At 69.3% G+C, this 25,284-nt stretch carries 20 protein-coding genes and 1 tRNA gene; 16 read left to right on the forward strand and 5 right to left on the reverse strand.

What is annotated here, in order from left to right; all coding sequences use genetic code 11:
• Positions 1 to 99: 99 nt before the first annotated feature.
• On the reverse strand, positions 100 to 2,334 hold the full coding sequence (locus tag K3888_RS07420; protein WP_230929620.1) for a hypothetical protein: 2,235 nt from the start codon (positions 2,332 to 2,334) through the stop codon (positions 100 to 102).
• Between the two features lie 1,004 nt (positions 2,335 to 3,338).
• Here K3888_RS07420 and K3888_RS07425 point away from each other — a divergent pair.
• The 3 genes from K3888_RS07425 (at position 3,339) to K3888_RS07435 (ending at position 8,259) form a co-directional block, all read left to right on the forward strand.
• Positions 3,339 to 6,221 (forward strand): Ig-like domain-containing protein, encoded by a 2,883-nt coding sequence (locus K3888_RS07425; RefSeq protein WP_230929777.1) that lies wholly within the window; start codon positions 3,339 to 3,341, stop codon positions 6,219 to 6,221.
• A 90-nt stretch (positions 6,222 to 6,311) separates the two neighbouring features.
• Positions 6,312 to 6,827 carry a hypothetical protein gene (locus K3888_RS07430; protein ID WP_230929621.1) on the forward strand — a complete coding sequence of 172 codons (516 nt, stop codon included), beginning with the start codon at positions 6,312 to 6,314 and terminating at the stop codon, positions 6,825 to 6,827.
• A gap of 178 nt (positions 6,828 to 7,005) precedes the next feature.
• Positions 7,006 to 8,259: an alpha-hydroxy acid oxidase gene (locus K3888_RS07435; RefSeq protein WP_230929778.1), complete on the forward strand. Its 1,254-nt coding sequence runs from the start codon at positions 7,006 to 7,008 to the stop codon at positions 8,257 to 8,259.
• 101 nt (positions 8,260 to 8,360) lie between these two features.
• Here K3888_RS07435 and K3888_RS07440 read toward each other — a convergent pair.
• Positions 8,361 to 8,443, reverse strand: a tRNA-Leu gene (locus K3888_RS07440).
• 221 nt (positions 8,444 to 8,664) lie between these two features.
• Here K3888_RS07440 and K3888_RS07445 point away from each other — a divergent pair.
• The 7 genes from K3888_RS07445 to pknB all read left to right on the forward strand — a co-directional run bounded on the left by K3888_RS07445 (position 8,665) and on the right by pknB (position 18,254).
• On the forward strand, positions 8,665 to 9,537 hold the full coding sequence (locus K3888_RS07445) for an FHA domain-containing protein (RefSeq protein WP_230929622.1): 873 nt from the start codon (positions 8,665 to 8,667) through the stop codon (positions 9,535 to 9,537).
• Between the two features lie 89 nt (positions 9,538 to 9,626).
• The gene (locus tag K3888_RS07450; RefSeq protein ID WP_230929623.1) at positions 9,627 to 10,085 is read left to right on the forward strand and encodes an FHA domain-containing protein FhaB/FipA; all 459 of its coding nucleotides are present in this window, start codon (positions 9,627 to 9,629) and stop codon (positions 10,083 to 10,085) included.
• Positions 10,082 to 11,695, forward strand: coding sequence for a PP2C family protein-serine/threonine phosphatase (locus K3888_RS07455; protein WP_230929624.1), 1,614 nt, complete (start codon positions 10,082 to 10,084; stop codon positions 11,693 to 11,695). The genes K3888_RS07450 and K3888_RS07455 overlap by 4 nt, the downstream gene beginning before the upstream one ends.
• A gap of 2 nt (positions 11,696 to 11,697) precedes the next feature.
• Entirely contained in the window at positions 11,698 to 13,158 is a 1,461-nt protein-coding gene (locus tag K3888_RS07460) for an FtsW/RodA/SpoVE family cell cycle protein (RefSeq protein ID WP_230929625.1), read from the forward strand.
• A 7-nt stretch (positions 13,159 to 13,165) separates the two neighbouring features.
• Positions 13,166 to 14,638, forward strand: a complete 1,473-nt coding sequence (locus K3888_RS07465) for a penicillin-binding transpeptidase domain-containing protein (protein ID WP_230929626.1) — start codon at positions 13,166 to 13,168, stop codon at positions 14,636 to 14,638.
• On the forward strand, positions 14,635 to 16,209 hold the full coding sequence (locus K3888_RS07470) for a serine/threonine-protein kinase (protein WP_230929627.1): 1,575 nt from the start codon (positions 14,635 to 14,637) through the stop codon (positions 16,207 to 16,209). Before K3888_RS07465 ends, K3888_RS07470 begins: the two co-directional genes overlap by 4 nt.
• Positions 16,206 to 18,254 (forward strand): Stk1 family PASTA domain-containing Ser/Thr kinase, encoded by a 2,049-nt coding sequence (gene pknB, locus K3888_RS07475; protein ID WP_230929628.1) that lies wholly within the window; start codon positions 16,206 to 16,208, stop codon positions 18,252 to 18,254. Before K3888_RS07470 ends, pknB begins: the two co-directional genes overlap by 4 nt.
• A gap of 92 nt (positions 18,255 to 18,346) precedes the next feature.
• Here the strand turns inward: pknB and K3888_RS07480 are convergent, their stop codons facing one another.
• Entirely contained in the window at positions 18,347 to 19,027 is a 681-nt protein-coding gene (locus K3888_RS07480) for an aminodeoxychorismate/anthranilate synthase component II (protein ID WP_230929629.1), read from the reverse strand.
• 92 nt (positions 19,028 to 19,119) lie between these two features.
• Between K3888_RS07480 and crgA the strand changes: the two genes are divergently transcribed.
• Together crgA and K3888_RS07490 are read left to right on the forward strand one after the other, a co-directional pair.
• Positions 19,120 to 19,386, forward strand: a complete 267-nt coding sequence (crgA, locus tag K3888_RS07485; RefSeq protein ID WP_230929630.1) for a cell division protein CrgA — start codon at positions 19,120 to 19,122, stop codon at positions 19,384 to 19,386.
• Between the two features lie 318 nt (positions 19,387 to 19,704).
• On the forward strand, positions 19,705 to 20,172 hold the full coding sequence (locus K3888_RS07490) for a PH domain-containing protein (protein ID WP_230929631.1): 468 nt from the start codon (positions 19,705 to 19,707) through the stop codon (positions 20,170 to 20,172).
• Between the two features lie 33 nt (positions 20,173 to 20,205).
• Here the strand turns inward: K3888_RS07490 and K3888_RS07495 are convergent, their stop codons facing one another.
• Together K3888_RS07495 and K3888_RS07500 are read right to left on the reverse strand one after the other, a co-directional pair.
• Positions 20,206 to 20,952, reverse strand: a complete 747-nt coding sequence (locus tag K3888_RS07495) for a rhomboid family intramembrane serine protease (protein WP_230929632.1) — start codon at positions 20,950 to 20,952, stop codon at positions 20,206 to 20,208.
• Positions 20,953 to 21,052: 100 nt separating this feature from the next.
• Entirely contained in the window at positions 21,053 to 21,583 is a 531-nt protein-coding gene (locus K3888_RS07500) for a peptidylprolyl isomerase (RefSeq protein WP_230929633.1), read from the reverse strand.
• Between the two features lie 122 nt (positions 21,584 to 21,705).
• Between K3888_RS07500 and K3888_RS07505 the strand changes: the two genes are divergently transcribed.
• From K3888_RS07505 to K3888_RS07520, 4 genes are all read left to right on the forward strand, one after another.
• The gene (locus K3888_RS07505; RefSeq protein WP_230929634.1) at positions 21,706 to 22,392 is read left to right on the forward strand and encodes a hypothetical protein; all 687 of its coding nucleotides are present in this window, start codon (positions 21,706 to 21,708) and stop codon (positions 22,390 to 22,392) included.
• On the forward strand, positions 22,389 to 22,871 hold the full coding sequence (locus tag K3888_RS07510) for a GNAT family N-acetyltransferase (protein WP_230929635.1): 483 nt from the start codon (positions 22,389 to 22,391) through the stop codon (positions 22,869 to 22,871). The genes K3888_RS07505 and K3888_RS07510 overlap by 4 nt, the downstream gene beginning before the upstream one ends.
• A gap of 39 nt (positions 22,872 to 22,910) precedes the next feature.
• Positions 22,911 to 24,233 (forward strand): TrpB-like pyridoxal phosphate-dependent enzyme, encoded by a 1,323-nt coding sequence (locus K3888_RS07515; protein WP_230929636.1) that lies wholly within the window; start codon positions 22,911 to 22,913, stop codon positions 24,231 to 24,233.
• A gap of 78 nt (positions 24,234 to 24,311) precedes the next feature.
• Positions 24,312 to 25,238, forward strand: coding sequence for an SDR family oxidoreductase (locus K3888_RS07520; RefSeq protein WP_230929637.1), 927 nt, complete (start codon positions 24,312 to 24,314; stop codon positions 25,236 to 25,238).
• Positions 25,239 to 25,284: the final 46 nt, after the last annotated feature.

A 25,284-nucleotide genomic window follows, 5' to 3' on the forward strand; every position in this document is an offset into this window, starting at 1 on the left:
TGGGCGTGAGCGGCAGGCGCGAGGCCCACGATCAGGGCAAGGGCCGCCAAAGCGGCGAGGAGTTTACGAAGCATGATTGTTGAGTCCTTTTCCTGGCCGTCAGCCGCCGAGCGAGCCGGTGAGGCTGCTCGCGTCGAGGGAGCCGGCGCCGCCGCCGGTCAGAGATCCGAGGTCCAGCGAGCTGCCGCCGGCGCCCGGGCCCACGATGACGCCGTCGTCGTCGGTTCCTTCGCCCGTCACGGCGACGGTTACGCCACCGACAGCACGCTCGGTGCCGTCCGCGGAGTGGTAGGTGAACTGGAGGAACTTGGACTGTGGGTAGCTGCTGGTCCAGGTGACGTCCACGTCGGCGACCCCGCGGGTGACCGCGACGCGCACGGGCTGACCGTCGGCGCCCAAGACCGGCTCGCCGTTATTGGTGACCGTGAGGTAGCCGTTGAGCGAATCGGCCGAGGTCAGCTCGCCCTGTGGTGCGACCGTCACGCGAAATTCGGCCGACTGCCCCACCTTCACGGGGCCCTCGGGCCCGGTCACGGTGAGTTCGAGAGCGTCCTCGTCGACGGCCCCCGCCGCCACGCTGATCGTGTGCACCGAACTGTGCGGGCGATGAACCCGGGGATCAGCAGGCGTGAAGTCCACCGTCACCTGACGGTCCGTGGCGACGGCCGGGGGAAAGGTCAGGTCGAGAACTCCCTCGCCGTCGACGATCGCCACATCGGTGGCCACGACGCGGCCGTCGATGCGGACGTCCGCGGTGCCCTCGGCACCCGCCGGGGTTACGACGATCCGGTACGGCGTGGCCACCCCGGGACGAGTCTGCGTTGGTCCGATCAGCTGCGAATCAGTGGCGGCAGCGTCGATGACCTGCAAGGTTCCGGAGTCCTCGGCGCGGTTCTGCTCCGACCCGGTCGGGTGGAAGGTCGCCGAGACCGGCACGTCGCCGGCGCGGCCGAAGCTGAACTCGGCGGCGGCGCGGCCGTCCGCCACGTCGACAATCTGGGTCTGTGAACCGGCCACGAACTCGACTCGGCCCTGCGGGTTCTCCGTTCCCTCAGCCGGGTTGACAACCGCTTCCAGCATCACCGGTTCGGCGACGTAGCCGGGGGCGTCGAGCCCGTTGAGGATCAGCGTGGTGTCGGTGCTCTCCTCCACCAGGATCGAGGCCGACGCCGTGGCCGAGGCGTACGGCGAGGTGGCCGACGGTGTGAAGACCGCCTCAACCTCGGTGCTGCCGACCTCGGTGAACGTGAGGCTGGTCGTAGCCCGGCCGTCGCGGACGTCCACCGCCCGCTCCTGTCCACCTCCGCGGAAGACGACGGTGCCGCGGGCGACAGCCGGGAGGGCGGCGGAGATTGCCGTGCGGGTGTTGGCGTTAGTGGACTCCGGCGCGGAGAGTGTCATTTCCGTGGCCAGCCGCTCGACCGTGATCGGAAGTTCGGACACCGCAGTCGCGTACCGGGTGTCAGACGGGGTGAAGATCGCCCGGACCGGCCCGGAAGGCTGCTCGGTGAACGTGAGCTGGGCCCGTGCCTCACCGGTGCCGGTGTTCACGGGGACCGTCACGCGCTGCGCTCCGCTGACAAACGCGACCTCACCGGCGATACGGGGGTCGACGGTAGCCACGAACTCGGCCGGGGTGCGCAGGTAGACGTTCTCCGGGCCTGTGAGCGTGGACGACGTGGGCAAACCCACGATCTCGATCGACTTCATCGACGCGGCGCCCTGGTCGATGGGCGCGGTGGCCGAACCGCGCGGACTGCAGTAGCCCGGGACCCACTGAGTTCCGAGGAGCGGGACGCTGGCGGAAGCAAGGAGTGTCAGGAAGCTCGCCGCGTTGGGCCCATACCCGGCCGCCTGGCCCTGTGTACGGACACCGATGTCCGCATTGCCTGCACGCTCCGCCTCGAAGGTCAGCGTGACGCGCGGGAACTCGAAATCCAGAGAGTTTGCACCCGCCAGATTCATCCCGAGGCCCTGGTGGTTGCTCTGCGAGACATTCCCACCGTTGCCGATGGTGTTATGACCGCTGTCTGTCAGCCGCAACACATTCCCGTTAGGGTCGGGTGTGCCGCCTTCGTTCACGGTGATGACCTGCGCGTTGGCGATCGGGATATTTCCGCCGCTGAAACTGGACCTGATCAGCTTCGTTCCCGCGGGCCGCTGCAGGTCGAGCTTGAGTCTCGATGCCTGCTTGAGACTGATGGCACCCGGCAAACTCTCGAGTGAGACGTTGATCGGGTCGATCTCGAAGGTCACGTCGAACCGGTCCCCGACGTCCACAGCCTCCGGGGCGGTCACGTGGATCCGCACCGGGTTCTGAGGCGTGATATCCATTGGCCCGCCCAGACCGCCGACGCTGGGCGCGGCGATGTAGCAAGTGGTGTCGAACGAGGTGGTTGACCGGGTCGTCTGAGCGGAGGCCACCGACGGGACCGTGGCTACGCCGAGAGTGACGACGGCAGCGGAAAACCACGCGAGTACGCGGCGCATGAATTCCTCGAATGCTCGGAGGGTATGCCCAGAGGGGCTGGGCGCTTGTCGAGTTACTATGCGAAACTATATAGGTGATTCTCAGTCGCGCAAGGGAGCTGAGGTTCTCGTTCGGGTCACGCGATGATGTATCGCTCGCCGTTATCGTGGCATTGACCTGGTTGCCAAATGCCGTCAACCGGCAGTACATCTGCCTGTCTCTCTGGCGGTTTCGGGATTCGCAGCGCAATCCGCTCGTCCCGAACATTCCCGTCCCCCACAGGGAACCGTGCACTCTCGCCCGTCTCGCCGATCCATGATCCGGCAACAAAATAGTGCTTTACTTAAATCTCGATTTCATTACTATGGGCATCAGTTCCCCTCGATTCGCCGTCGACTTCTTCTGGCCAAGAACACGCTGTCGGCACGCGTCCAGATCCCTTTGAGATCTACCCCGCAACCCCTGATGGAGTTCTTCTATGTCAGTCGACGTCCGTCCAGCCCACCCGCGCACCGCGGCGATGACTTTGCGATTGGCACGCATCGCGGTCGGCATAGTCTCGGCGTTGGCCCTCATGCTAGGACTAACTCCTGCCGCATCTGCCCAGACAAGCTCGAGAACTATTGACGGCGATTTTGACGTCACCTTGGCAGTCAACGGCTCCCAGAGCACACCACTACCCGGTGGGCACTTGCAGATCGGAGTCTCGCCTCGACAGAACAAGTGCGGTTTCTGGGATACCGCCACCGTGCTGTACCAGGCTGGCATACGAGCACCGTCAGGATGGGGGCTCGTCTCCTCAGGTGGCAACATCACCAACGTCCACAATGATCGGAACGCCAGTTGGTGGATCGGCGAAGTGACAGACATGCCCCTACTGGGCCTCAAATGCGAGTCGCGGAACTTTTGGCTTCGCCTGTCGATCCCGAACAACGCGATGGGCGGTCAGCAATTCCAATTCGGCGCTGAACTGGACAAGAACCGAACGAGTCGCAAATGGGCGGGCGTCAACGACATCATCCGCTACACCCTGCCCGCCGTCGCAACCACGACTCAGGCCGTCACCGTCAGCCCAGGCACCGGACGAGTCGGGGAGGACGTCACCCTGTCCACGCGAGTGACCGCCAACCACGGCACCAACACCCCTACGGGCACCGTGCGATTCACCGTCGACGGTCAGACCCGCACGGCGACTTTGGTCAACGGGGTCGCGACCACCACGACGTCCTTCTCCACCACAGGCTCAAAGTCGGTCACAGCCACCTACGTCCCCGGAAACTCCAACCAATGGTCCGGCTCGTCGCGCGATGGGACGGTCAACATCCGGACCGAAGCCACACAAACCAACCTGTCGCTCGACCCGGTCGAGGTGCTGACCGGCGGCACCGTTCAGGCCTCGGCCAGCGTAAGCCCGGTCGGCGCGGAAGGCGAGATCGAGTTCTCCGCCGGCGGCGATCCCGTCCGCGTTCCTGTGGGCGCCGACGGCTCAGCATCCGTAGAGCTCCCGGCCGATTCGACGGGCGAGATGACGGTCACCGCGACCTTCATCCCGGCCGACCCGCAGCGCTACACCAGCAGCTCGGACAGCCAGACCGTCTACGTGTACGAGCAGACCTCGACCTCCACTGAAGTCAAGGTCGACGCGGACCCTGTCCAGGCCGGTCAGGTGACGACGCTGACCGCGGCCATCACCCCGGAGACCGCGGCGGGGACCATCAGCTTCACCATCGACGGGCAGTCCTTCCCCGCGACCGTCTCGGGCGGCATCGCCACACTCGAGCACACCTTCCTCGCCGCCGGCCAGCACGTCGTCGTCGCCGACTTCTCCCCCACCGACACTGACCGCTACCTCACCAGCTCCGACCAGGTGACAGTGAACGTCGAGAGTGAAGCCACGCAGACCGCACTCACACTCGATCCCATCGAGGTCACCGCGGGCGGCGAGATCAGTGCCACCGCGCAGATCACCCCGGCCGACGCCGACGGCCGGGTCCGCTTCGACTACGCCGACCAGACCCGGACCGTACCGGTCACGGGGGGCGAGGCCACCGCCACCTTCACGGCGCAATCCGCCGGGACGGGCACCGTCACCGCCACGTTCCTCCCGGCCAACCCGGAGCGCTACACCGGCAGCAGCGACAGCCAGACCGTCGACGTCACCGCCGAGACCACGCAGACCGACCTCACGCTGAACTCGCTCGAGGTCACCGCTGGCGGAACCGTCCTGGCTTCGGCCGCGGTCACCCCGGCCGGCGCGGCGGGCACCGTCGAGTTCACCGCCGGGGAGGACACCGTGAGCGTGCCCGTCGGCGCGGACGGCACCGCCTCCGCCGAGCTCCCCACCGAGGCGGCCGGGCTGCTCACCGTCACCGCGACGTTCGTCCCCGCGAACCCCGACCGGTACACCGAGAGCACCGATAGTCAGTCGGTCGACGTGCAAGCCGAGGCCACCGAAACGGTGGTCACCGTCGACACCGACCCGGTACGGCCGGACGAGGAGACCACCCTCACCGCGACCGTCACCCCCGCCGACGCGGTCGGGACGGTCCTCTTCACGATCGACGAGCAGACCTTTCCCGCGCAGGTCACCGACGGTATCGCCACCTTCGACCACACCTTCGCCATCGCCGGCGACCACGTCGTGGACGCCACCTTCACGCCCACGGACACCGGTCGATACACCGGCAGCACCGGCCAGATGACCGTGCACGTCGAGACCGAGACCACGCAGACCGCGCTGAGTCTCGACCCGGTGCAGGTCACCGCCGGTGGGGAGGTGACCGCCACCGCGCGGATCACGCCCGCCGGCGCCGACGGGCAGGTGCGCTTCGACTTCGTCGACCAGAACCAGCCCGACCAGAGCCAGACCGTCGACGTGACCGGCGGAGAGGCCGTCGCCACGTTCACCGCTCCGGCCGCCGGGGCCGGCGTCATCACCGCGACGTTCATCCCGGCCGACCCGCAGCGGTACACCGGCAGCAGCGACACCCGCGACGTGGACGTCGAGGCCGAGTCGACGCAGGTCAGGGTCACCGCGGGTGCCGAACCGGCCCGGGTCGGCGAGGAGACCACCCTCACCGCGACCGTCACCCCCTCCGGCGCGGCCGGGGCCGTCACGTTCAGGTTCGACGACGACAACGCTGACGACAGCCTCGGTGGCGACGAGACCGGCGGCAGCGGACGCGAGTTCACCGTGGACGTGATCGACGGCTCGGCCACGCTCACGCACACTTTCCCGGCGGCAGGAGACGTCGTCGTCGTCGCCACCTTCTCCCCCGCCGACACCGCCCGGTACGCACCCGGCACCGGCCGGACCACCGTCACCGTGGAGGGCGAGGTCGTGGCCGAGGACACCAGCGTGTCCCTCGCCGCCCCGGACGCGGAGGCCGGCGAGGAGATCACCCTCACCGCCGAGGTGACCCCCGCCGACGCCGAGGGCGCAATCCGTTTCACCATCAACGGCGAGGACCACCTCGTCCCGCTGGTCGACGGCGTGGCCACCCTGACCCACGTCGCCGGTGGGCGCGGCAGCTACACGGTCCGGGCCCAGTTCGTCCCGGCGGATCCCGACGTTCACTCCCCGAGCGAGGCGATCGAGACCCTCACCGTGGTCGACGACGGCGATCCCGGCACCGGCCCGGACCCCGGCGCGGACGAACCGACCACCGGCTCACTCGCGTTTGTCGGGCTGGTCGCCTCGCTCGCGATCGGCGCCGGTAGCTCGGGATCCCTCGGATCGCTGGGCAGCTGACCACCGGTCGACCCCGCGCGACCACCCCACACACGACGGTCCGTCGACCGACGGACCGCGACCGCCCTCCCCCCTCGACAGGAGATCCCCATGTCCCTCACCCGAACCGCCACCCGCGTCGCCGCAGCTCTCGCCGCTTCGGCAGCCCTCACCGTCGGCGCCGCCGGCGTCGCGTCCGCCGCGACCGTCAGCAACACCGTCGACGGCAACTCGGTGTCTGTCACCTTCAAGGTCGGGCTCACCGACCTCACCACCCCCGTCGACGGCTGCGTCGCCGTGGTGGCCGAGCGCGGCCGGGCCGACGGAGTCATCGACCACATCAAGAACCTCGTCGATCTGGGCAACATCTCGGACGTGCTCTCCGGCGAGCGGACCACCGTCCTGCGCACCGACACCGGCTCGCCGGTGGCGCTGCCCGTACTGACCCGCCCGGTGACGCTCTCGGCCGACGGCATCGCGGACGGAGTGCACTCGCTGGTCACCTACTGCGCCACCGACACCGTCCCGGTCATGCGCACGATCGTCGTGGGGGACGCCCAGAACACCACGGGCAGCATCGTCAGCGAGGGGCCCGCCCTCATCTCCTCCGGGATGAACTTCTTCTGACGCCGGGCGCCCCTGTCGACCCCCTCCCGTGAGCTGCCAACGCGCATGCGGTGAGGGGGTCGGCTTGTTTGCGGCAAAGATCGATCCGGCCACGGTCGCCCACCAGCTCGATGACCCCTACCGTGTGACGTACGGCACGAGATGTGCGGGAACGAACGACGAAAGGCGGCCGATCGTCATGGTCAAGCGTCAGGTACCGAAGCCGAGCGAGATCTTCGAACTCATGCAGTTCCGCAAGCCGAGTCTGGATTTCCGGGCCAACCGCCTGTCCCGCGCGCAGTCGATTCCGGATCTCCGCGCGATCGCCAAGCGGCGTACTCCCGCCGCGGCGTTCGACTACACCGACGGCTCGGCGGACCGGGAGATCTCCCTCACTCGCGCACGGAAGGCGTTCGAAGACGTCGAACTCCATCCGGGCGTGCTCACCGACGTCTCGGACCTCGACACCACCACGACGATTCTCGGGAGTCCGTCCGCTCTGCCGTTCGGCATCGCGCCGATCGGGTTCACCCGGCTCATGCAGACCGAGGGCGAGATCGCCGGAGCCGGGTCGGCGGCCGCTGCCGGTATCCCGTTCTCCCTCTCCACCCTGGGGACCACGTCGATTGAGGACGTCCGCGCCACCGCGCCGGACGGTCGCCTCTGGTACCAGCTTTACGTGATGAAGGACCGCGACATCTCCTACGGCCTGGTCGACCGCGCGGCCGCGGCCGGCTTCGACACCCTGCTCTTCACCGTCGACACCCCGATCGCCGGCAACCGCATGCGGGACGCCCGCAACGGATTCTCCATCCCGCCGCAGCTCACCGCCAAGACGATCCTCGACGCCATCCCGCGGCCCTGGTGGTGGTGGGACTTCCTCACCACGCCGAAGTTGGAGTTCGCCTCGCTCACGACCACCGGCGGCACGGTCGGTCAGTTGCTCGACAGCGCGATGGACCCGTCGATCGACTTCGACGACCTCGCGGAGATCCGCCGGATGTGGCCCGGGAAGCTCGCCATCAAGGGGGTCCAGAACGTCGAGGACGCCCGAAAGCTCGTGGACCTGGGTGTGGACGCCATCATCCTGTCCAACCACGGTGGTCGTCAGCTCGACACCGCGCCGGTGCCGTTTCACCTGCTCCCGGAGGTCAGGAAGGCAGTCGGGGACGACGTGGACATCATCATCGACACCGGCATCATGCACGGCGCCGACATCGTCGCCGCCATCGCGATGGGCGCCTCGTTCACCCTCGTCGGCAGGGCCTACCTCTACGGCCTCATGGCCGGGGGCCGCGAGGGCGTGGACCGGGCCATCGAGATCCTGTCCTCCGAGGTGCGGCGCACCATGAAGCTGCTGCAGGTCGGATCCGTGGAGGAACTCGAGCCGCGGCACGTCACCCAGCTGCGTTCGCTCGTGCCGATCGAGCACGGCGTGCAGAAACCGGTGTAGCGGCGGCACCCCAGGAGTGACGGAGCACAACCTGCCAGACAGCGAGCCGGGCAAATGAGTAATGTCCCGGATCATCTGATCCGGGACATCTCGACTGACTGTGGGCGAAGGGGGACTTGAACCCCCACGTCCCGAAGGACACTGGCACCTGAAGCCAGCGCGTCTGCCATTCCGCCACTCGCCCGAGTAACGCTCGAATACGGTAACACGGCCTGTCCGATCACTACTAATCAGCAGGTGGGGGCTGGTAAGCGGCTCCGCGCGGGGAATCACCGAACGAGTAGTCGCAACTCTGGCGCGTGCTTAGAGCGGCCTCCGCCTCTATGATCGACCGGATGCCGCCGAGGGCGGCCCGACCGGTCGTGCCCGAGAGGCCACGACATGTGGAGAGAGAGGAGGCGCGACGTGGGCATAGTCGGCAAGTTCGAACGGACCCTGCAGGGCGCTGTGGGCGACGCGTTCGCCCGTCTCTTCGGCGGCAGGGTGGTCGCGGCCGAGGTGGAGGCCCAGCTACGCAAGCAGGCGGAGGCCTCCCTCAAGGTGGTCGACGGACATCTGCTGGTGTCCAACAGCTACACCATCACCCTGGCCCGGTCCGATTACGCGTCGTTCACCGAGGACGAGGCGCTGGCCGTCAAGACCTTCTCCCGCCACCTCTCGGACCACATCGGCGAGCAGGGCTGGGAGACGTACGGTCCGGTGGCCGTGACATTCGTCGAGCGTGATGATCTCCACACCGGACAGATGCGCATCGACGGGATCGTGGATCCCGATGCCGTTCCGTTCCACATCTCGGCCGCCGCGCCGGCTCCGGCCCCGGATCACCCGGCGCCGTCGTCGCCCGCGTCCGATTCGTCGTGGGCGAGCAAGGAGAGCAACGACATGCAGGCACCCGCGTCCAACTATCCCGTCTCGGCACGGCAGCCCGACCAGGGCGCCGGCTGGGGCGGCCCGTCCGACGCCCCGACCCGGATCACCCAGGGCCGATCATCGCTGACGGTGACGCTGCACCTCGAGGACGGCTCCGGCCGCACCTTCCGCCTGCAGCGGGGTTCCAACCTGCTCGGCCGCGGTCAGGATGCGGCGTTCCGCCTGCCGGACACCGGTGTGTCGCGGCAGCACGCGGACATCCGGTTCGACGGCCGCGAGGCACTCCTGACCGACCTCGGTTCGACCAACGGCACCACGGTCAACGGTGGACCCGTGCAGGATTGGCAATTGGCCGACGGGGATGTGATCCGCGTCGGGCACTCGGAGATCGTCGTACGGTTCGACTAGCCTCCACTACAGCGGAATGTCCCCCGGAACCCCGGGGGACGATGACACGTTGGTAGAGGTGACAGACCGGCGAGGGGAGGACAACAGCGATGCAGGGACTCGTTCTGCAGCTTTCGCGTGGCCTTCTGCTGGTCTTGCTGTGGCTGTTCATCTATCTGACGCTGCGCGCGCTCAGGACCGACGTGTTCGGCAATGTGGGCATGCGCTCGGGCGGTCGCGGTGAGCGCACGGGGGGCTTCCTCAGCCGCGGCTCCAAGACGATCCGGCACCTGGTGGTCACGCAGGGCGCCCTGGCGGGCACCCGCATCACGCTGTCCGAGCAACCGGTCCTGTTGGGCCGGGCCGACTCGTGCACGCTGGTGATCGATGACGACTACGCGTCGAACCAACACGCCAGATTGTCTCCACACGGCCCTGACTGGTTCCTCGAGGACCTCGGGTCGACAAACGGGACCTATCTGGACAGATCGAGGGTCACCACCCCGGTCAAGGTGGAGGCCGGGACGCCGATCCGGATCGGCAAGACCGTGATCGAGCTACGCGCGTGACGCCCGCACTCGTCTACACGGCGCGGTCCCATCTGGGGATGGTGCGGGAGAACAACGAGGACTCGGCCTACGCCGGTCCCCGGCTCCTCGCGCTCGCCGACGGGATGGGTGGCCACGCCGCCGGCGAGATCGCCAGCCAGTTCGTGGTGGCGGCCCTGGCCAAGCTGGACGAGGACGAGCCCGGCCAGGACCTCACCGGCACCCTGAGCAGGGCCCTCACCATCGGCAACAGCGCGATCGCCGCACACGTCGACGCCCACCCCGAGACCGACGGCATGGGCTGCACGGCCACGGCGCTCCTGTTCGACGGCCGCCGCATGGGCCTGATCCACGTCGGTGATTCGCGCGCCTACCTGCTGCGCGACGGCGAGCTGTCGCAGATCACCAAAGACGACACATTCGTGCAGTCGCTGGTCGACCGCGGTGAGCTGTCGGAGGACGAGGCCCACTCACATCCGCGCCGCTCACTGATCCTCAAGGCGCTCACCGGCGAACCGGTCGAGCCGACCGTGGTCACGCGCGAGGCGCGGATCGGCGACCGCTACCTGCTGTGCTCGGACGGCCTGTCCGACCCGGTGAGCACCGCGACGATCTCGGAGACCCTCGCCGCCGGCTCCGTCGACGAAGCCGCCGACCGTCTGGTGCAGCTGGCGCTGCGCTCGGGCGGGCCGGACAACATCACCGTCGTGGTGGCCGACGTGGTCGAGTCCGCCCGCGACACCCCCGTCATCCCGGTGGTCGTGGGTGCCGCCTCCTCGGACGAGCCGGGCGTCGTGGACCCCGCCGCCGACCCCTACTCCGCCACCGCGGCCGGCAAGGCCGCCGCGTTCTCACGCTCCCGGGTCGCCTCCCGGAACGGCGAGGGCGCCGACGGTGACAGCGCCGACGGCGCCGGCGACGGACGTTCGGGCGGGCAGTCCGGAAGCGCCGGGCCTGCCGGGTCCGAGTCCGACGACGACGAGGCCGACGCCGACCCGCCCCGCGGCAGCCGCTGGCGATTCGCTCTGAGCGTGGTCGGGGTACTCGTGGTGATCGCCGGGATCGTGGGCGTCTCGACGCTGCTGGTGCGCAGCAACTACTTCGTCACCGATCAGGAGAGCCAGGTCGTGGTCAAGCGGGGCATCTCCGGAGACGTGTTCGGGATCGCCCTGTCCTCCGTCAGCCGTGTCGCATGCCTGACCCCAGAGGGCACGCTGACGATGCACGAGCCGGATTCGATCCCCTCCGGCTGCGACGTGTTCACCCTCGGTGACCTCCGTGAGCCCGCCCGGGAGACCGTCCGCGCCGGCATGCCCTCGGGCAGCCTGTCCGAGGCCAACTCCCAGGTCCTCCGACTCGCTCAGGACAATCTCCTCCCCCCCTGTGAGCCCGAGGAGGAGGAGATCCGCGGGGGTGAGGGCGGCGCCGGCGACGCGCCGTCGTCGTCGCCCTCCCCGACCCCCGATCCCGCCGATCCCGAGCCCGGTGCCGACACTCCCCCGCGCGGCGCCGACGATCCCACCGCCGAGCCGGCCGACCCCGCACCCGGCGAGGACGGCGGCGAGCCGTCTCCCACGGCGCGTCCCGCCCCACCGCAGGTCCCCGGGGAGAACTGCCGGGCGGTGAGCTGACCATGACCGGTCCCGCAACCAACCCGCGCGGGCAGGCGATCCCCGACCGGCCGCGCCGCGGCAAGGAACTCGTCCTGCTGATCGCCGCCACGGTGATCGTCGGCTTCTCACTGCTCATCGTCCAGCTCGCCCAGGAGCAGGAGCTCTCGCTCGCGCTGCTGTGGATCACGCTCGCGTTCCTCGGACTGACCGGCGGCGCGCACCTGCTCATCCGCTGGCTGGCCCCCTACGCCGATCCCGTCCTGTTGCCCGGGGTCGCGCTGCTCAACGGGCTGGGGCTGGTCCTCATCTACCGGCTCGACCTCGCCTACGCGTCACGCGCGGTCGCGAACGGCAGCGACCCGCCCGGCATGGACGTCACCCGCCAGCTGCTGTGGACGTTCATCGGGCTCGCCGTCATGGCCGGCGTGCTCTTCTTCCTGCGCGACCACCGCGTGCTGGCCCGGTACGGCTACACCACGGGCTTCGCGGGACTGCTGCTGCTGGCGATCCCCGCGGTGCTGCCCGCCCGGTTCTCCGAGATCAACGGCGCCAAGAACTGGATCATCCTGCCCGGCTTCACCATCCAGCCCGGCGAGTTCGCCAAGATCCTGCTCATCGTGTTCTTCGCCTCCATCCTCGTGGAGAAGCGGGAGCTGTTCACCACCGCCGGCAAACGAGTGCTCGGCGTGGACCTGCCGCGTGCGCGGGACCTCGGCCCGATCATCGTGGCCTGGTTCCTGTCGCTGGGCGTACTGGTGTTCAACACCGACCTCGGCATGGCGCTGCTCATCTTCGCCACCGTGCTGACGATGCTGTACGTGGCCACCGAGCGCGTGAGCTGGCTGCTCATCGGCGTGGTGCTGGTGGCGATCGGCGGTGTGCTCGCGTACGCCCTGTTCGGGCACGTGCGGGTGCGGTTCCAGATCTGGCAGGACCCGTTCGCCTACTTCGACACCGGCGGTTACCAGAGCTCACAGGCGCTGTTCGGGCTCGCGTCCGGCGGGATGGGTGGTACCGGGCTCGGCAACGGGCGGCCCGACCAGGTGCCGTTCGCGAACACCGACTTCATCACCTCCACCGTCGGGGAGGAGCTGGGCCTGATCGGCCTGACCGCCGTGTTGCTGGTGTACCTGATCCTCGTGCTGCGCGGGATCCGCGTGGGGCTGACCATCCGCGACAGCTTCGGCAAGCTCGTGGCCGTGGGCCTGGCGTTCACCGTCGTGATCCAGGTGTTCGTGGTGGTGGGAGGCGTGTCCACCCTCATCCCGCTGACCGGTCTGACGCTGCCGTTCATGGCGTACGGCGGGTCGAGTCTGCTCGCCAACTATGCGCTGCTCGCGGTCCTGTTGCGGCTGTCCAACGACGCCCGTCGTCCCCTGCCCACCCCGCGCCAGGCCCCGGCACTGGCCGATGCCGCCACCGGCATGATGCGCGCGCCGCGGCTGTCACCGGGCCGCGCGTCCGACCGCAGGAACGGGTGAGCGCCGTATGAACACCGCTATCCGCAGAGTTGCCGTCGCCGCCATGGTCATGGTCGTGGCGCTTCTCCTCCAGCTCACCTGGGTGCAGGTCTTCCGTGCCGACGAACTGCGCGCCGACTCCCGCAACACGCGCATGCTCCTCGACGAGTACTCGCGGCAGCGGGGGCAGATCACCGCGGGCGGGCGCGTGCTGGCCATGTCGCTGCCCTCGGAGGGGCGCTTCGAGTTCGAGCGCACCTACCCCACCGCCCCGTACTCGTTCGGGCCCACGGTCGGCTACTACTCGCTGCAGTACGCCACCGCCGGTATCGAGCATTCCCAGGACGCGTTCCTCAACGGCTCCGACCCGCGGCTGTTGTCCCAGCGCATCACCGGGCTCATCTCCGGCCGCACCCCGCAGGGCGGCAACGTCGAACTGACCCTCGACCCAGCGGCCCAGGAGGTCGCCTTCCAGGCCCTCCAGCGAGGCGCCGGGCAGGGGCCCTTCGTCGGCTCGGTCGCCGCCGTGCGGCCCTCGACCGGCGAGGTGCTGTCCCTGGTCTCGAGCCCGTCCTACGACCCAGGCGAGCTGTCCAGCCAGGACCAGGCCGTGCGCACGGACGCCATGCAGCGTATCGAGGAGAGCCCCGATCGTCCGCTGCTCAACCACGCCACCCAGCAGTCGCTCCCGCCCGGCTCGACCATGAAGGTCATCACCACCGCCGCCGCCCTCGAGCAGGGCATCGGCCCCGAGACCCCGGTCTCCGGTGCCGACCGCACCCTGCTCCCCGGCACCTCCACCTACCTGCAGAACTACGCGGGCCAGACCTGCGGCGGCGGGACCGTCACCCTGCGCACCGCGTTCGAGCTGTCCTGCAATGTGCCGTTCGTCGAGCTCAGCCAGGACATCGGCGACGAGGCCTTCACCGACATGTCCGCCCGATTCGGCGTCGACGGCACCGCTCCCGAGAACTTCGGACTCCCCGTCGCGCCGTCCGGTCTCGGCGAGATGGAAGACGCCGCCCAGTTGGCGATGAGCTCCATCGGGCAGAGCGACGTCCGCATGACGACCCTGCAGAACGCGATGGTCGCCGCGACCGTCTCCAACGGTGGCGTGCGGATGCAGCCGCAGCTCATCAAGGCCCTCACCGCGCCAGACCTGTCGGTGATCGAGGGCTTCACCCCCCGCGACGCCGGCCGCGCCCTCACCGACGAGCAGGCCGCCACCATGACCGAGCTGATGGTGGGCGCCGAGGCACACGCCGGCGGCGGGCTGCCCGGGGTCCCCATCGCCTCCAAGACCGGCACCGCCGAGCACGGCGCCGACTCCTCCGAGTCGATCCCCTACACCTGGTACATCGCGTTCGTGCCCGGGCAGGACATCGCCGTCGCGGTGGCGCTCGAGTCGGGCCCGGGCATCACCCGCGACACTGTCGGCGCGACCTACGCCGCACCCATCGGTCGCGAGGTCCTGGGCGCGTTGATGGGGGGTACGCCGTGAGCTTGAACTCCGGTGCGGTGCTGTCAAGCCGCTATCGACTACTGCGGCTGATCGCCACCGGCGGCATGGGCCAGGTGTGGGAAGCCGACGACGCCGTACTCGACCGGCGGGTCGCGGTGAAGATCCTCAAGCCCGAGTTCTCCTCCGACCCCGAGTTCGTGGAACGGTTCCGCTCCGAGGCCAAGGTCACGGCGCGGATCTCGCATCCGGGGATCGCGACGGTCTACGACTACGGCCAGGTCGAGGACCCCGCCTCCGGCAGCCCGCTGTCCTACCTGGTCATGGAGCTCGTCGTGGGCGAGCCGCTGTCGGACGTGTTGGCCCGCGAGGGCAGGCTGCCGCTGCGGCACACCCTGGACATGCTCGAGCAGACCGGCCGGGCCCTCAACGCCGCGCACGCGATCGGCCTGGTCCATCGCGACGTCAAGCCCGGCAACATCCTCATCACGCCGGCCGGGCAGGTGAAACTCACCGACTTCGGGATCGCCAAGTCGATGGGCGCCTCGGCCGTCACCCAGACCGGCATGGTCGTGGGCACGGCCCAGTACATCTCGCCCGAGCAGGCGATGGGCCACCACACCTCCCCGGCCGGCGACGTGTACTCACTCGGGGTGGTGGGCTACGAATGCCTGGCCGGGCGGCGGCCGTTCGTGGCCGATTCCCCTGTGACCATCGCGATGATGCACGTCCGCGACACCCCCGAGCCGTTGCCGGACTCCGTGCCCGAACCCGTCCGCCGGGTCCTCGCCGAGGCCATGGCCAAGGACCCCGCCCGCCGTTATCCTGACGGCGGTGCCTTCGCCGACGCCATCTCCGACGTGCGGGCCGGCCGGGACCCCAGGCCGGCGAGTGCGTTCATCACCGCGGCAGGTGTTGCCGGGGCCGCGGGTGCCGCGGGCGCGGCCGCCGGGTACCTGGCCGGCGACACCGCGGCGACCACCGTCCTACCCGACGGCCCGGGCGGCCACCCGCCGACTCAGCAGCAGGGGCCCACGCCCACCCGGCAGTTCACGCAGATGCAGCCCGGGGCCGCCGGCTATCCCGGCACCGCCCGGGGGCAGCGTCCACCGCAGGCGGGCGCCCGCCCCGGGGCCGCACAGACGTCCACGCAGCGGGCCGCCGCGCCGCCGGCCACCACCCGGGCGCCGAAGCGCCAGTCGAACAGCGGGTGCGTGGGCTGGTTCCTCGTCGTGTTCCTCCTGGTGGCGGCTATCGCCGTCGCCGCGGTGGTCGCCCTGTCCAGCGCGGGCGTCTTCGGCCCGGGCGGACTGTTCGGTGGCTCCACCACCACCCCCACCACGCCGACGTCCCCGCCGGTCACCGTCACCACCACGCAGGAACCCACCCAGCAGCCCACACCCACGCCGTCACCCTCGCCGACGCCCGAGCCGAGCCCGACGACCTCCGACGTGCCGGCGCCACCGGACCTGAACGACATGCTCGACTCGATCACCTCGGAGTTCAACTCGCTGGTGCCGCAGCCCGGTCAGGGACAGGGCCAGCAGGGTCAGGGCCAGCAGGGACAGAGCGTTCCGGGCGCAGGCGGACAAGGCGGAGGAGAGCGCGGATGACCACTCCTTCGATCCTCGCCGGGCGCTACGAGATCGGTGACGCCCTCGGCTTCGGCGGCATGTCCGAGGTCCGCCGCGGCCGCGACACCGTCCTCGGCCGGGACGTCGCCGTGAAGATCATGCGACCCGAGCTCGCCCGCGACGAGAGCTTCTATCAGCGGTTCCGGCGCGAGGCCCAGAATTCGGCGTCGCTCAACCATCCCTCGATCGTCGCGATCTACGACCAGGGCGAGGAGCCGACGGCCGACGGCGCCCTGCCGTACATCGTGATGGAGATCGTCGAGGGCGACACCCTGCGGGACATCGTCAAGATGGACGGCGCGATGGACATCGACCGATCCCTGGGCGTCATGGCCGATGTCTGCGGGGCGCTGGACTTCTCGCACAAGAAGGGCATCATCCACCGGGACGTCAAGCCCGCGAACATCATGATCTCCCGCGACGGCGCGGTGAAGGTCATGGACTTCGGGATCGCGCGCGCGGTCAGCGACGCCACCTCGACACTCACCAAGACGTCCTCGGTCCTGGGCACCGCCCAGTACCTGAGCCCGGAGCAGGCCCGCGGGGAAACCGTCGACGCCCGCTCGGATCTGTACTCGGCGGGCTGTGTGCTCTACGAGATGGTGACCGGCGAGCCGCCCTTCACGGGTGAGTCCCCGGTCGCCGTGGCCTACCAGCACGTGCGCGAGACCCCCCAGCCGCCGTCCTCGGTGAACCCGCAGGTCAGTCGATACGTCGACGCGGTGATCATGCAGGCGATGGCCAAGAACCCGGAGAACCGGTACGCCTCGGCCGGAGAGATGCGCTCGGATCTGCTCGCCGTGCTGTCGGGCGGTCGACCGTCCGCGCCGCTGGTCCTGTCCGACGACGACCTCGACGACGACCAGCGGCCCGACGCACCGCACGGCTTCACCGGTGCCGGTTTCGGTTCCGGGCGTTCGGACTGGTCGTCGCCGTCCGAGGCCCTGACCGAGGCGCACGATCTCGGCGGGACGACCGGTAGCGGCGCGGCGGCGGGCGGCGCCGGGGTCGCGGCGGCGGCGACCGCGGCGCCCTCCTCCGGTAACCGGGGCTCCGGGCACGGGGAGAGTAGGCGTCCGCGCGCCGTCATCATCGCGCTGTCCGCACTGCTCGTCCTGGGCGTGATCGCGGGGGTGTCGATCTGGGCGACCGGCGACGGAGGCCCGGGTTTCTCGCGTCAGCAACAGGAGGTCTCCATCCCCGAGGTCGCACAGCGGCCCGTGGAGGAGGTCGTCGATGAGCTCACCGCTCTCGGACTGGAGCCGGTACAGATCCCACAGACCGATCCGCAGATCCCCGTGGGTCATGTGATCTCGTCGGATCCCATCGCCGGCAAGCGGCTGGCGGTCGGCTCGGAGATCACGCTGGTGGTGTCCACCGGTAAGCCGATCCTGTCCGTGCCGAACGTCATGGGGATGTCCCCGGTCGACGCCCGCCGGGCCCTCGAAGAGGCCGGCTTCCAGGTGGTTCCGGAGAACGAGGCCCGGCCGTCGACGATCGAGGACCAGGACAAGGTCGTCGACACCGACCCGTCGCCGGGCTCGCAGGTCCCCTCAGACCGGCCCGTCCGGCTGACCGTCGGGTCTGGGCCGGAAGAGGTGCAGGTCCCCGACGTCGTGGGTCAGAACGCGAACACCGCCAGGGCGACTCTCGAGTCCGCCGGCTTCCGGGTGGACACCCGACGCGTCGACGGCACCGCCCCCGAGGGCCAGGTCGTCGAGCAGTCGACCTCGGCCGGCCAGACCCAGCTCAAGGGCGCGACCATCACCGTGCAGGTGTCCGCCGGCAACCGGTTCGAGATGCCGAATATCGTCGGCGACAGAGTCGACGAGGCGCTGGCCAAGCTCGAGCAGGCCGGATGGCGCGGCGGCCGTGGCCAGCTGGTGGAGCTTCCCCAGAACGATCCCGATCTAGGCCGGGTCGGCCAGATCTACTCCCAGCAGCCCCCGGTGGGTGAGGCGGGCGTGAACGACCAGGTCGTGGTCCGCGTCATCCGCTTCGGCCTGGTCCCCGGGCCCGGCTGAGCCGGCCCCGCCCACCGCACGGATGGGCGGTGGCCTGCCGCTCTCGGCTCGCCCCGGCTCGCCCCGGCCCGGGCCGGCCGGGGGTGCGCAGCTCAGGCCAGGGCGGCGCCGCGGGTGCGGTCGAGTTCGGCCTCGAGGCGCGTCACGAGCGTCTCCGACGGCCGCTCCCCACATATCCCCAGCCAGTTGGCGAGCATCCTGTGGCCGCCGTCGCTCATCACCGACTCCGGATGGAACTGCACGCCGTGGATCGGCAGATCCCGGTGTCGCATACCCATGAGCAACCCCGACTCCGTCCAGGCCGTGGCGATGAGCTCGTCCGGAAGCGTTTCCGGCAGGACGGTCAACGAGTGGTAGCGAGTGGCGGTGAACGGGCTGGGGAGCCCCGCGAGCACAGCTGAATCGTCATGGGTGACCTGGCTGGTCTTGCCGTGCATCAGCTCGGCGGCCCGGTCGACGGTCGCGCCGAAGGCCGCGCCGATCGCCTGGTGACCCAGGCAGACGCCGAGCACGGGAACTCCGGCCCGCCCACTGACTTCGATGAGCGGGATCGTGACGCCCGCGCGGTCAGGCGTGCCGGGCCCGGGGCTGAGCAGAACGCCGTCGAACCGCACCGCGACGTCCCGAAGGACCGACGGATCGTTGACTCCGTCCGGGCCGGAGAATCTCTCGTCGTCGTTCCTCCACACCTCACACGCCGCGCCCAACTGCCCCAGGTACTGGACGAGGTTGTAGACGAAGCTGTCGTAGTTGTCGACGACGAGGATGCGCATAGATGCAGCGTACTGCGCCCCGATGAGGTGAACGTCCCGGGCGCGGCTTGGTAGGGTATCGCCAGACATCCCCCAGCAGTTCGAGGACTGAAATGCCCAAGTCAAAGGTACGGTCGAAGACCGAGTACACCGAGGCCGCCGTCAGCCGCACGCCCGTCAAGGTCAAGGGCTCGCCGACGCCGCGCTGGTACCTCGTCGTGATGCTCGGACTGATGATCATCGGCCTGGCGTGGCTGGTGGTCTACTACCTCGCCGGTGAGCAGATCCCGTTCATGATGGCTCTGGAGACGTGGCAGAACTTCGCGATCGGCTTCGGTCTGGCGGTTGTGGGCCTGCTCATGACGATGAACTGGCGCTGACGCCCCGCTTTTTTATCCACAGCTTCATCCACAGGTCACCCCCCGCGATACGCGGGGGGTGACCTGCATTTTTACCTCCTACCACCATTTATGCAGGTCAACAGGCCTTCACGTGGATGTTCCGCCTGTTGACCTGCGAATTTCTCAGCCCTCACACGCTGTGGATAACTCCCTCCACACTGTGGATTACAAGAAAAGGGCGACGACGACGACCCCGCCGCAGGTCGGACGCTCGTCTGGTCGAACAGCACTCGAACTCCACCCGTGTTATTCATCCACAGTGTGGATAGAGCCTGTGGATAAGGGAGGATGGGCGGCATGAGTGGTGGAGACGCGTCAGACGCCGGGCCGAAGGTCGCATCGTGGTCTCCGGGCGTGCTGTGGCCGGGCGTTCAGATCGTTATCGGCTTCGGCTTGGTGCTGGTGGGTCTCCTGCGTCAGGATCCCCTTGCGCTCCTGCTCACGGGCTTGGCCGCACTGATTCTCATCCCCACCGCGGTCTCACAGCTGCTGCGTCGGCCCCGCCTGGAAGTCGTGGACGGCTCGCTCGCGGTCAGGAAGCTGAGCGGCACGATCTTCGTCCCCAGGGAGGAGGTCGTGGAGGTGAGATCGCTGGGAGTGGCCCGGTGGGGTGCGCGGCAGCACCTCATGCGCCTGGAGTATGTGGATGACCGTGGGCGCGAGCAGCTCGACGTGTTCACTCGTCTGGATCTGGGCACGGATCCCCGGGATGTGGTGGAGACCCTGACCGGCCTCGGTTTCCGCGGCCGACCCACCGACGAGTGACGAGAGCCGACGCCGCGGAGTCGACGCCAGGGGTCAGAGGCCCGACAGGGCGGCCCCCGCGAGTTCGGAGAGCAGGGCCTGTGCGGAGAACCACGCCACGACGCCCAGCAACACGGCCACCACGAGGTAGCCGGTCCACGAGGCGACCTCACGCCCCGCACGGCCGGTGCGGGAGGGCAGCAGGCGGGGCAGAACCACCAGGGCCAGCGCGGCGATCGCGCCCACGACCAGACCCCCGAGGTGGGCAGCGAGTGAGATCCCGGGGACGACGATGCTGATGCCGATGTTGAGGGCCAGCAGGACCGCGACCCCCTTGACGTCCAGCTTCATGGACATCGCGACGATCGCGTAGGCGCCCATGAGGCCGAAGATCGCGCCGGACGCGCCCGCGGTGAGGGCGACCGGGCTGAAATGTAGGACGGCGACGGAGCCACCGATCGCCGAGATCAGGTAGAGCGCCAGAAACCGGAGATGTCCGATACTGCGCTCGATGCCGTAGCCCAGGATCCACAGCATGTACATGTTCAGAAGCAGGTGCATGGGCCCGAAGTGCTGGAACGCGGAGGTGAGCAGCCGCCACCACTCGTCCCGGACCACCACCACGGGCGGGAAGAGCGCGGTGGCATCGAACAACGCCGAATGGTGGTTGTTCATGAAGCTGCGCGACTGGGCCACGGTCGCGAGATAGACGGCGAGGTTCGCGGTGATCAGCCACGCGGTGACGGGCTGGAGACGGAAGAAGCGTGCGATGGCGCCGCCGCGGCGGGTCTGGGTGCTCATGATGTCCGGTCGCTCGGGTGCTGCAGGGCCCTGCGGATACGACGGCGGCGCGGGCCCGGTCGAACCGGTTCCCGCGCCGCCGCCTGACCGCGGTGGTCAGTCAGGAGATCTCGATCGACTCGATCACGACGTCCTCGGTCGGGCGGTCCATCGCGCCCGTGCGGGTGGCCGCGATCTCGTCGACGACCTTCCGCGAGGCGTCGTCGGTGACCTTGCCGAAGATGGTGTGACGGTTGTTCAGGTGCGGGGTCTGGCCCACGGTGATGAAGAACTGCGAACCGTTGGTGCCCGGCCCGGCGTTGGCCATGGCCAGCAGGTAGGGCTCGTTGAACTGGAGCTCGGGGTGGAACTCGTCCTTGAACTGGTAGCCCGGGCCGCCACGGCCGGTGCCGGTCGGGTCGCCGCCCTGGATCATGAAACCGGAGATGACGCGGTGGAAGATCGAGCCGTCGTAGAACGGACCGGTCTTCTCGCCCTTGGCGTTGGCCTGCGCGTACTCCTTGGACCCGTCGGCCAGGCCGACGAAGTTGCCGACGGTCTCCGGGGCATGGTTGCCGAACAGCTCGACGACGATGTCGCCACGGTTGGTGCGGATGGTTGCCTTCTGCGTTGCGATGCTCACGCTCCCCATCCTGCCACGCAGCGCAGACGCTCACCGCCGGAGACGCGATGAGAGCCCCACGTTCGCGGTGAGCAGGCCTTCGCCTCCTGATACTGGTGGTCGGTGTCGGACTGCTGTGCCACCATCGTCATATGAGCAAACGAAGCGATCGCGCTGCCGAACGTCGGGCCGTCAAGCAGGCCGAGAAGGACCTGAAGCTGGCCGGTACCGCCGCACGTAAGGCATTCGACCTGAAGGATCCCCGTTTCCTCGGCGAGGCCGCGGTGGCCGCCACCCGGGGTCCCGTCGGCCTCGCCCTCTTCGGCGCCAGCCGGGGCCTCCAGGTGGTGCGGGACCGTCGCGCCGAGCAGGCCGAACTCCTGGGCGAGCTGGCGGCGGACGCCAAGCAGCACGCCGACACGCTGCGCGAGAAGACGTCCGTCCTGGCGGCGCCGCCGCAGAAGCGGAGCCCACTGCGCCGATTCGCCCCGCTGTGGATCGCCGGACTCGCCGGCGGCGCCGCCATCGCGGGCGCGACCGCCTACTTCCTGCGCGACCCGGGTGCTCCCTCCGCTGCGCCCACGCCCACGCCGGCCCCGACCCCCGCCCAGTCCCCCGCGGCTGGCAGCGCTGCGCCCGGCCCCGCCGCCGGATCCGCACCGCAGCCCGCCGAGGCCGCCGGCGACCCCGCGGAGCCCGCGACCGGGGAGGACGTGTCGATCGACGCGGCGGATCCGGAGGGCCCGGCCGATCAGCAGGCCGACACCTCACCGGCTGCCGGAAGCCCGATACCCGGCCCCGCCGCCGGATCGGCTCCCCAGCCGTCCGAGGACGAGTGAGCGAGGCACCACCGTCGGCCGAGACTCCCGAGCTGCGGGTAGCGGCCTCGGCGCTCGACCAGCTGGAACCGCTGGACGTCCACGCGCTGTACAAGCTGCGCGTGGACGTCTTCGTGGCGGAGCAGGACTGCCCCTATGCCGAGATCGACGAGGTTGACGCGGATCCGGCGACCACTCACCTGCTGGCGCGGGTCCCCGGCCGGGAGCGGTCGGAGCTCGCGGCCACCCTGCGCATCTACGGCACCGGCGAGGTCATGCATCTGGGCCGGGTGTGTACGGCTCCACAATGGCGCGGCCGCGGCGTGGCCGCGCGGCTCATCCGGATGGGACTCGACCTGTGCGGCGGCCAGCCCGTCGAGATCGGCGCACAGGCGCACCTGCAGCCGTGGTACGAGCAGTTCGGCTTCGTGCGATCCGGGCCCGAATACCTCGATGGGCGGATCCCCCACGTTCCGATGCGGCGTGACCTCTTAGGATGAGGTGTAGATCACCCCTCCCACTCCATCCGAGGACCACACATGACGTCTGACGCCTCCGCAGGTTCGCTGGTCAAGGCACTTCTGCCCGAGAGCGAGATGCCGACCCACTGGTACAACATCCAGGCGGATCTCCCGGAGCCGATGGCTCCCCACCTGCACCCCGGTACCACGGAGCCGTTGGGGCCGGAGGATCTCGCGCCACTGTTCCCCATGGCGCTCATCGAGCAGGAGGTCACCGGCGAGCGGTACGTCGAGATCCCCGAGGCCGTCCAGGAGATCTACCGGCTGTGGCGCCCCGCGCCGCTGATCCGGGCCCGCCGGCTCGAGAAGGCGCTGGGCACGTCCGCCCGGATCTACTACAAGTACGAGGGCACGAGCCCGGTCGGCTCGCACAAGCCCAACACCGCTGTCGCGCAGGCCTATTACAACGCCGCCGAGGGAATCACCAAGCTCACCACGGAGACCGGGGCCGGGCAGTGGGGCGCCTCGCTCGCGTTCGCCGGCCAGGCCTTCGGGATCGAGGTCGAGGTGTGGCAGGTCAAGGCCTCGTTCGAGTCCAAGCCGTACCGCCGCATGCTCATGGAGACCTTCGGTGCCTCGGTACACCCGAGCCCGTCAGATCTCACCGAGTCCGGGCGCGCCATGCTCGCCAAGGACCCCGAGACCCCGGGTTCGCTCGGTATGGCCGTGTCGGAGGCCGTCGAGGTCGCGGCCGGGGACCCGGAGGCCCGCTACTCGCTGGGCTCCGTGCTCAATCACGTGTGCCTGCACCAGACCGTGATAGGTGAGGAGGCCATCAAGCAGCTCGCGATGTTCGGCGAGGGCGCGCCGGACTACATCTACGGTTGCGCCGGCGGCGGCTCCAACCTGGCCGGCCTCGCGTTCCCCTTCATCCGGGAGAACCTGGCCGGGGCCACGACCGAGATCATCGCCGTCGAGCCCTCCGCCTGCCCGTCGCTCACCGAGGGCGAGTTCCGCTATGACCACGGCGATGTGGCCGGGCTGACGCCCCTGATGAAGATGTACACCCTCGGTCAGGACTTCGTGCCGGACCCCATCCATTCCGGTGGCCTGCGCTACCACGGCATGGCGCCGCTGGTCAGCCACGTCAAGCACCTGGGGCTGATCGACTCGATGGCGGTGGAGCAGAACGTTGCGTTCGAGGCGGGCGTCGAGTTCGCCAAGGCGGAAGGCGTCGTGCCCGCGCCCGAGTCGACCCACGCCATCGCCGGCGCGCTCGCCAAGGCCCGCGAGCACACCGGGGAGGCCGGCACCGGCCCGTCCATCGTGATCGGCCTGTCCGGCCACGGCTTCCTCGATCTACCCGCCTACCAGTCCTACGTCCGCGGCGAACTGGGCTGACCCCCCCGCCAACATGGCGAACCGTCCGCTCGTCACCGTCGACCCACACCAGACGACCCACCCGAACAGGAGCACTTCATGACATCGATCGACTTCACCGACCGCGTCGCGATCATCACCGGTGCCGGCGGCGGCCTCGGCCGCGCCTACGCCCTCGCCCTGGCCGAACGTGGCGCCAAGGTCGTCGTCAACGATCTCGGCGGCGACGTTCACGGCGGTGCCGGCGACTCCTCCCCCGCCCAGCTGGTCGTCAACGAGATCACCGCCGCCGGCGGCGAGGCGATCGTCGACGGCAGCGACATCACTGACGAGGCCGCCGTCCAGCAGATGGTCGCCACCGTCATGGACACCTGGGGCCGCATCGACGTCCTCATCAACAACGCGGGCATCCTGCGCGACAAGTCCTTCGCCAAGATGGAGTCCGCCGACTTCCGCAAGGTCGTCGAGGTCCACCTCATGGGTTCGGTCAACTGCACCAGGGCCGTGTGGCCGCACATGGCCGAGGCCGGGTACGGCCGCATCCTCATGACCACCTCCACCTCCGGCATCTACGGCAACTTCGGCCAGTCCAACTACGCGGCCGCAAAGTCCGGTCTGGTCGGTCTGATGAACGTGCTCGCCATCGAGGGCGCCAAGAAGAACATCAAGGTCAATTCGATCGCCCCGACCGCCGCCACCCGGATGACCGAGGACCTGCTGCCGCAGCGCGTGCTGGACATCATGGGCCCGGAGACCATCGCCCCCGGTGCCCTGTTCATGGTCAGCGACGACGCCCCCACCAAGACGATCCTCGGCGCCGGCGCCGGCGTGTTCGCCGTCTCCCAGATGGTCGAGTCGCGCGGCGTCTACCTACCCGACGGAGCCCGCACCCCCGAGGTCGTGGCCGAGCGTTGGGCCGAGATCGCCGACATGAACGACGTCAACCCGCTCGAGTCAGCATTCGAGCAGACCTCGAAGTACGCGGCGCTGGCCGCGCGTGAGCTGGGCCTGCACCTGGAGAGCTGACGTTCTCGAGCCTCCTCACCAGACCGCCGCGAGAGCGTCCCACCCG

The organism is Dietzia aurantiaca (genome assembly GCF_021033825.1).
GTDB classification, from domain to species: Bacteria; Actinomycetota; Actinomycetes; order Mycobacteriales; family Mycobacteriaceae; genus Dietzia; species Dietzia aurantiaca.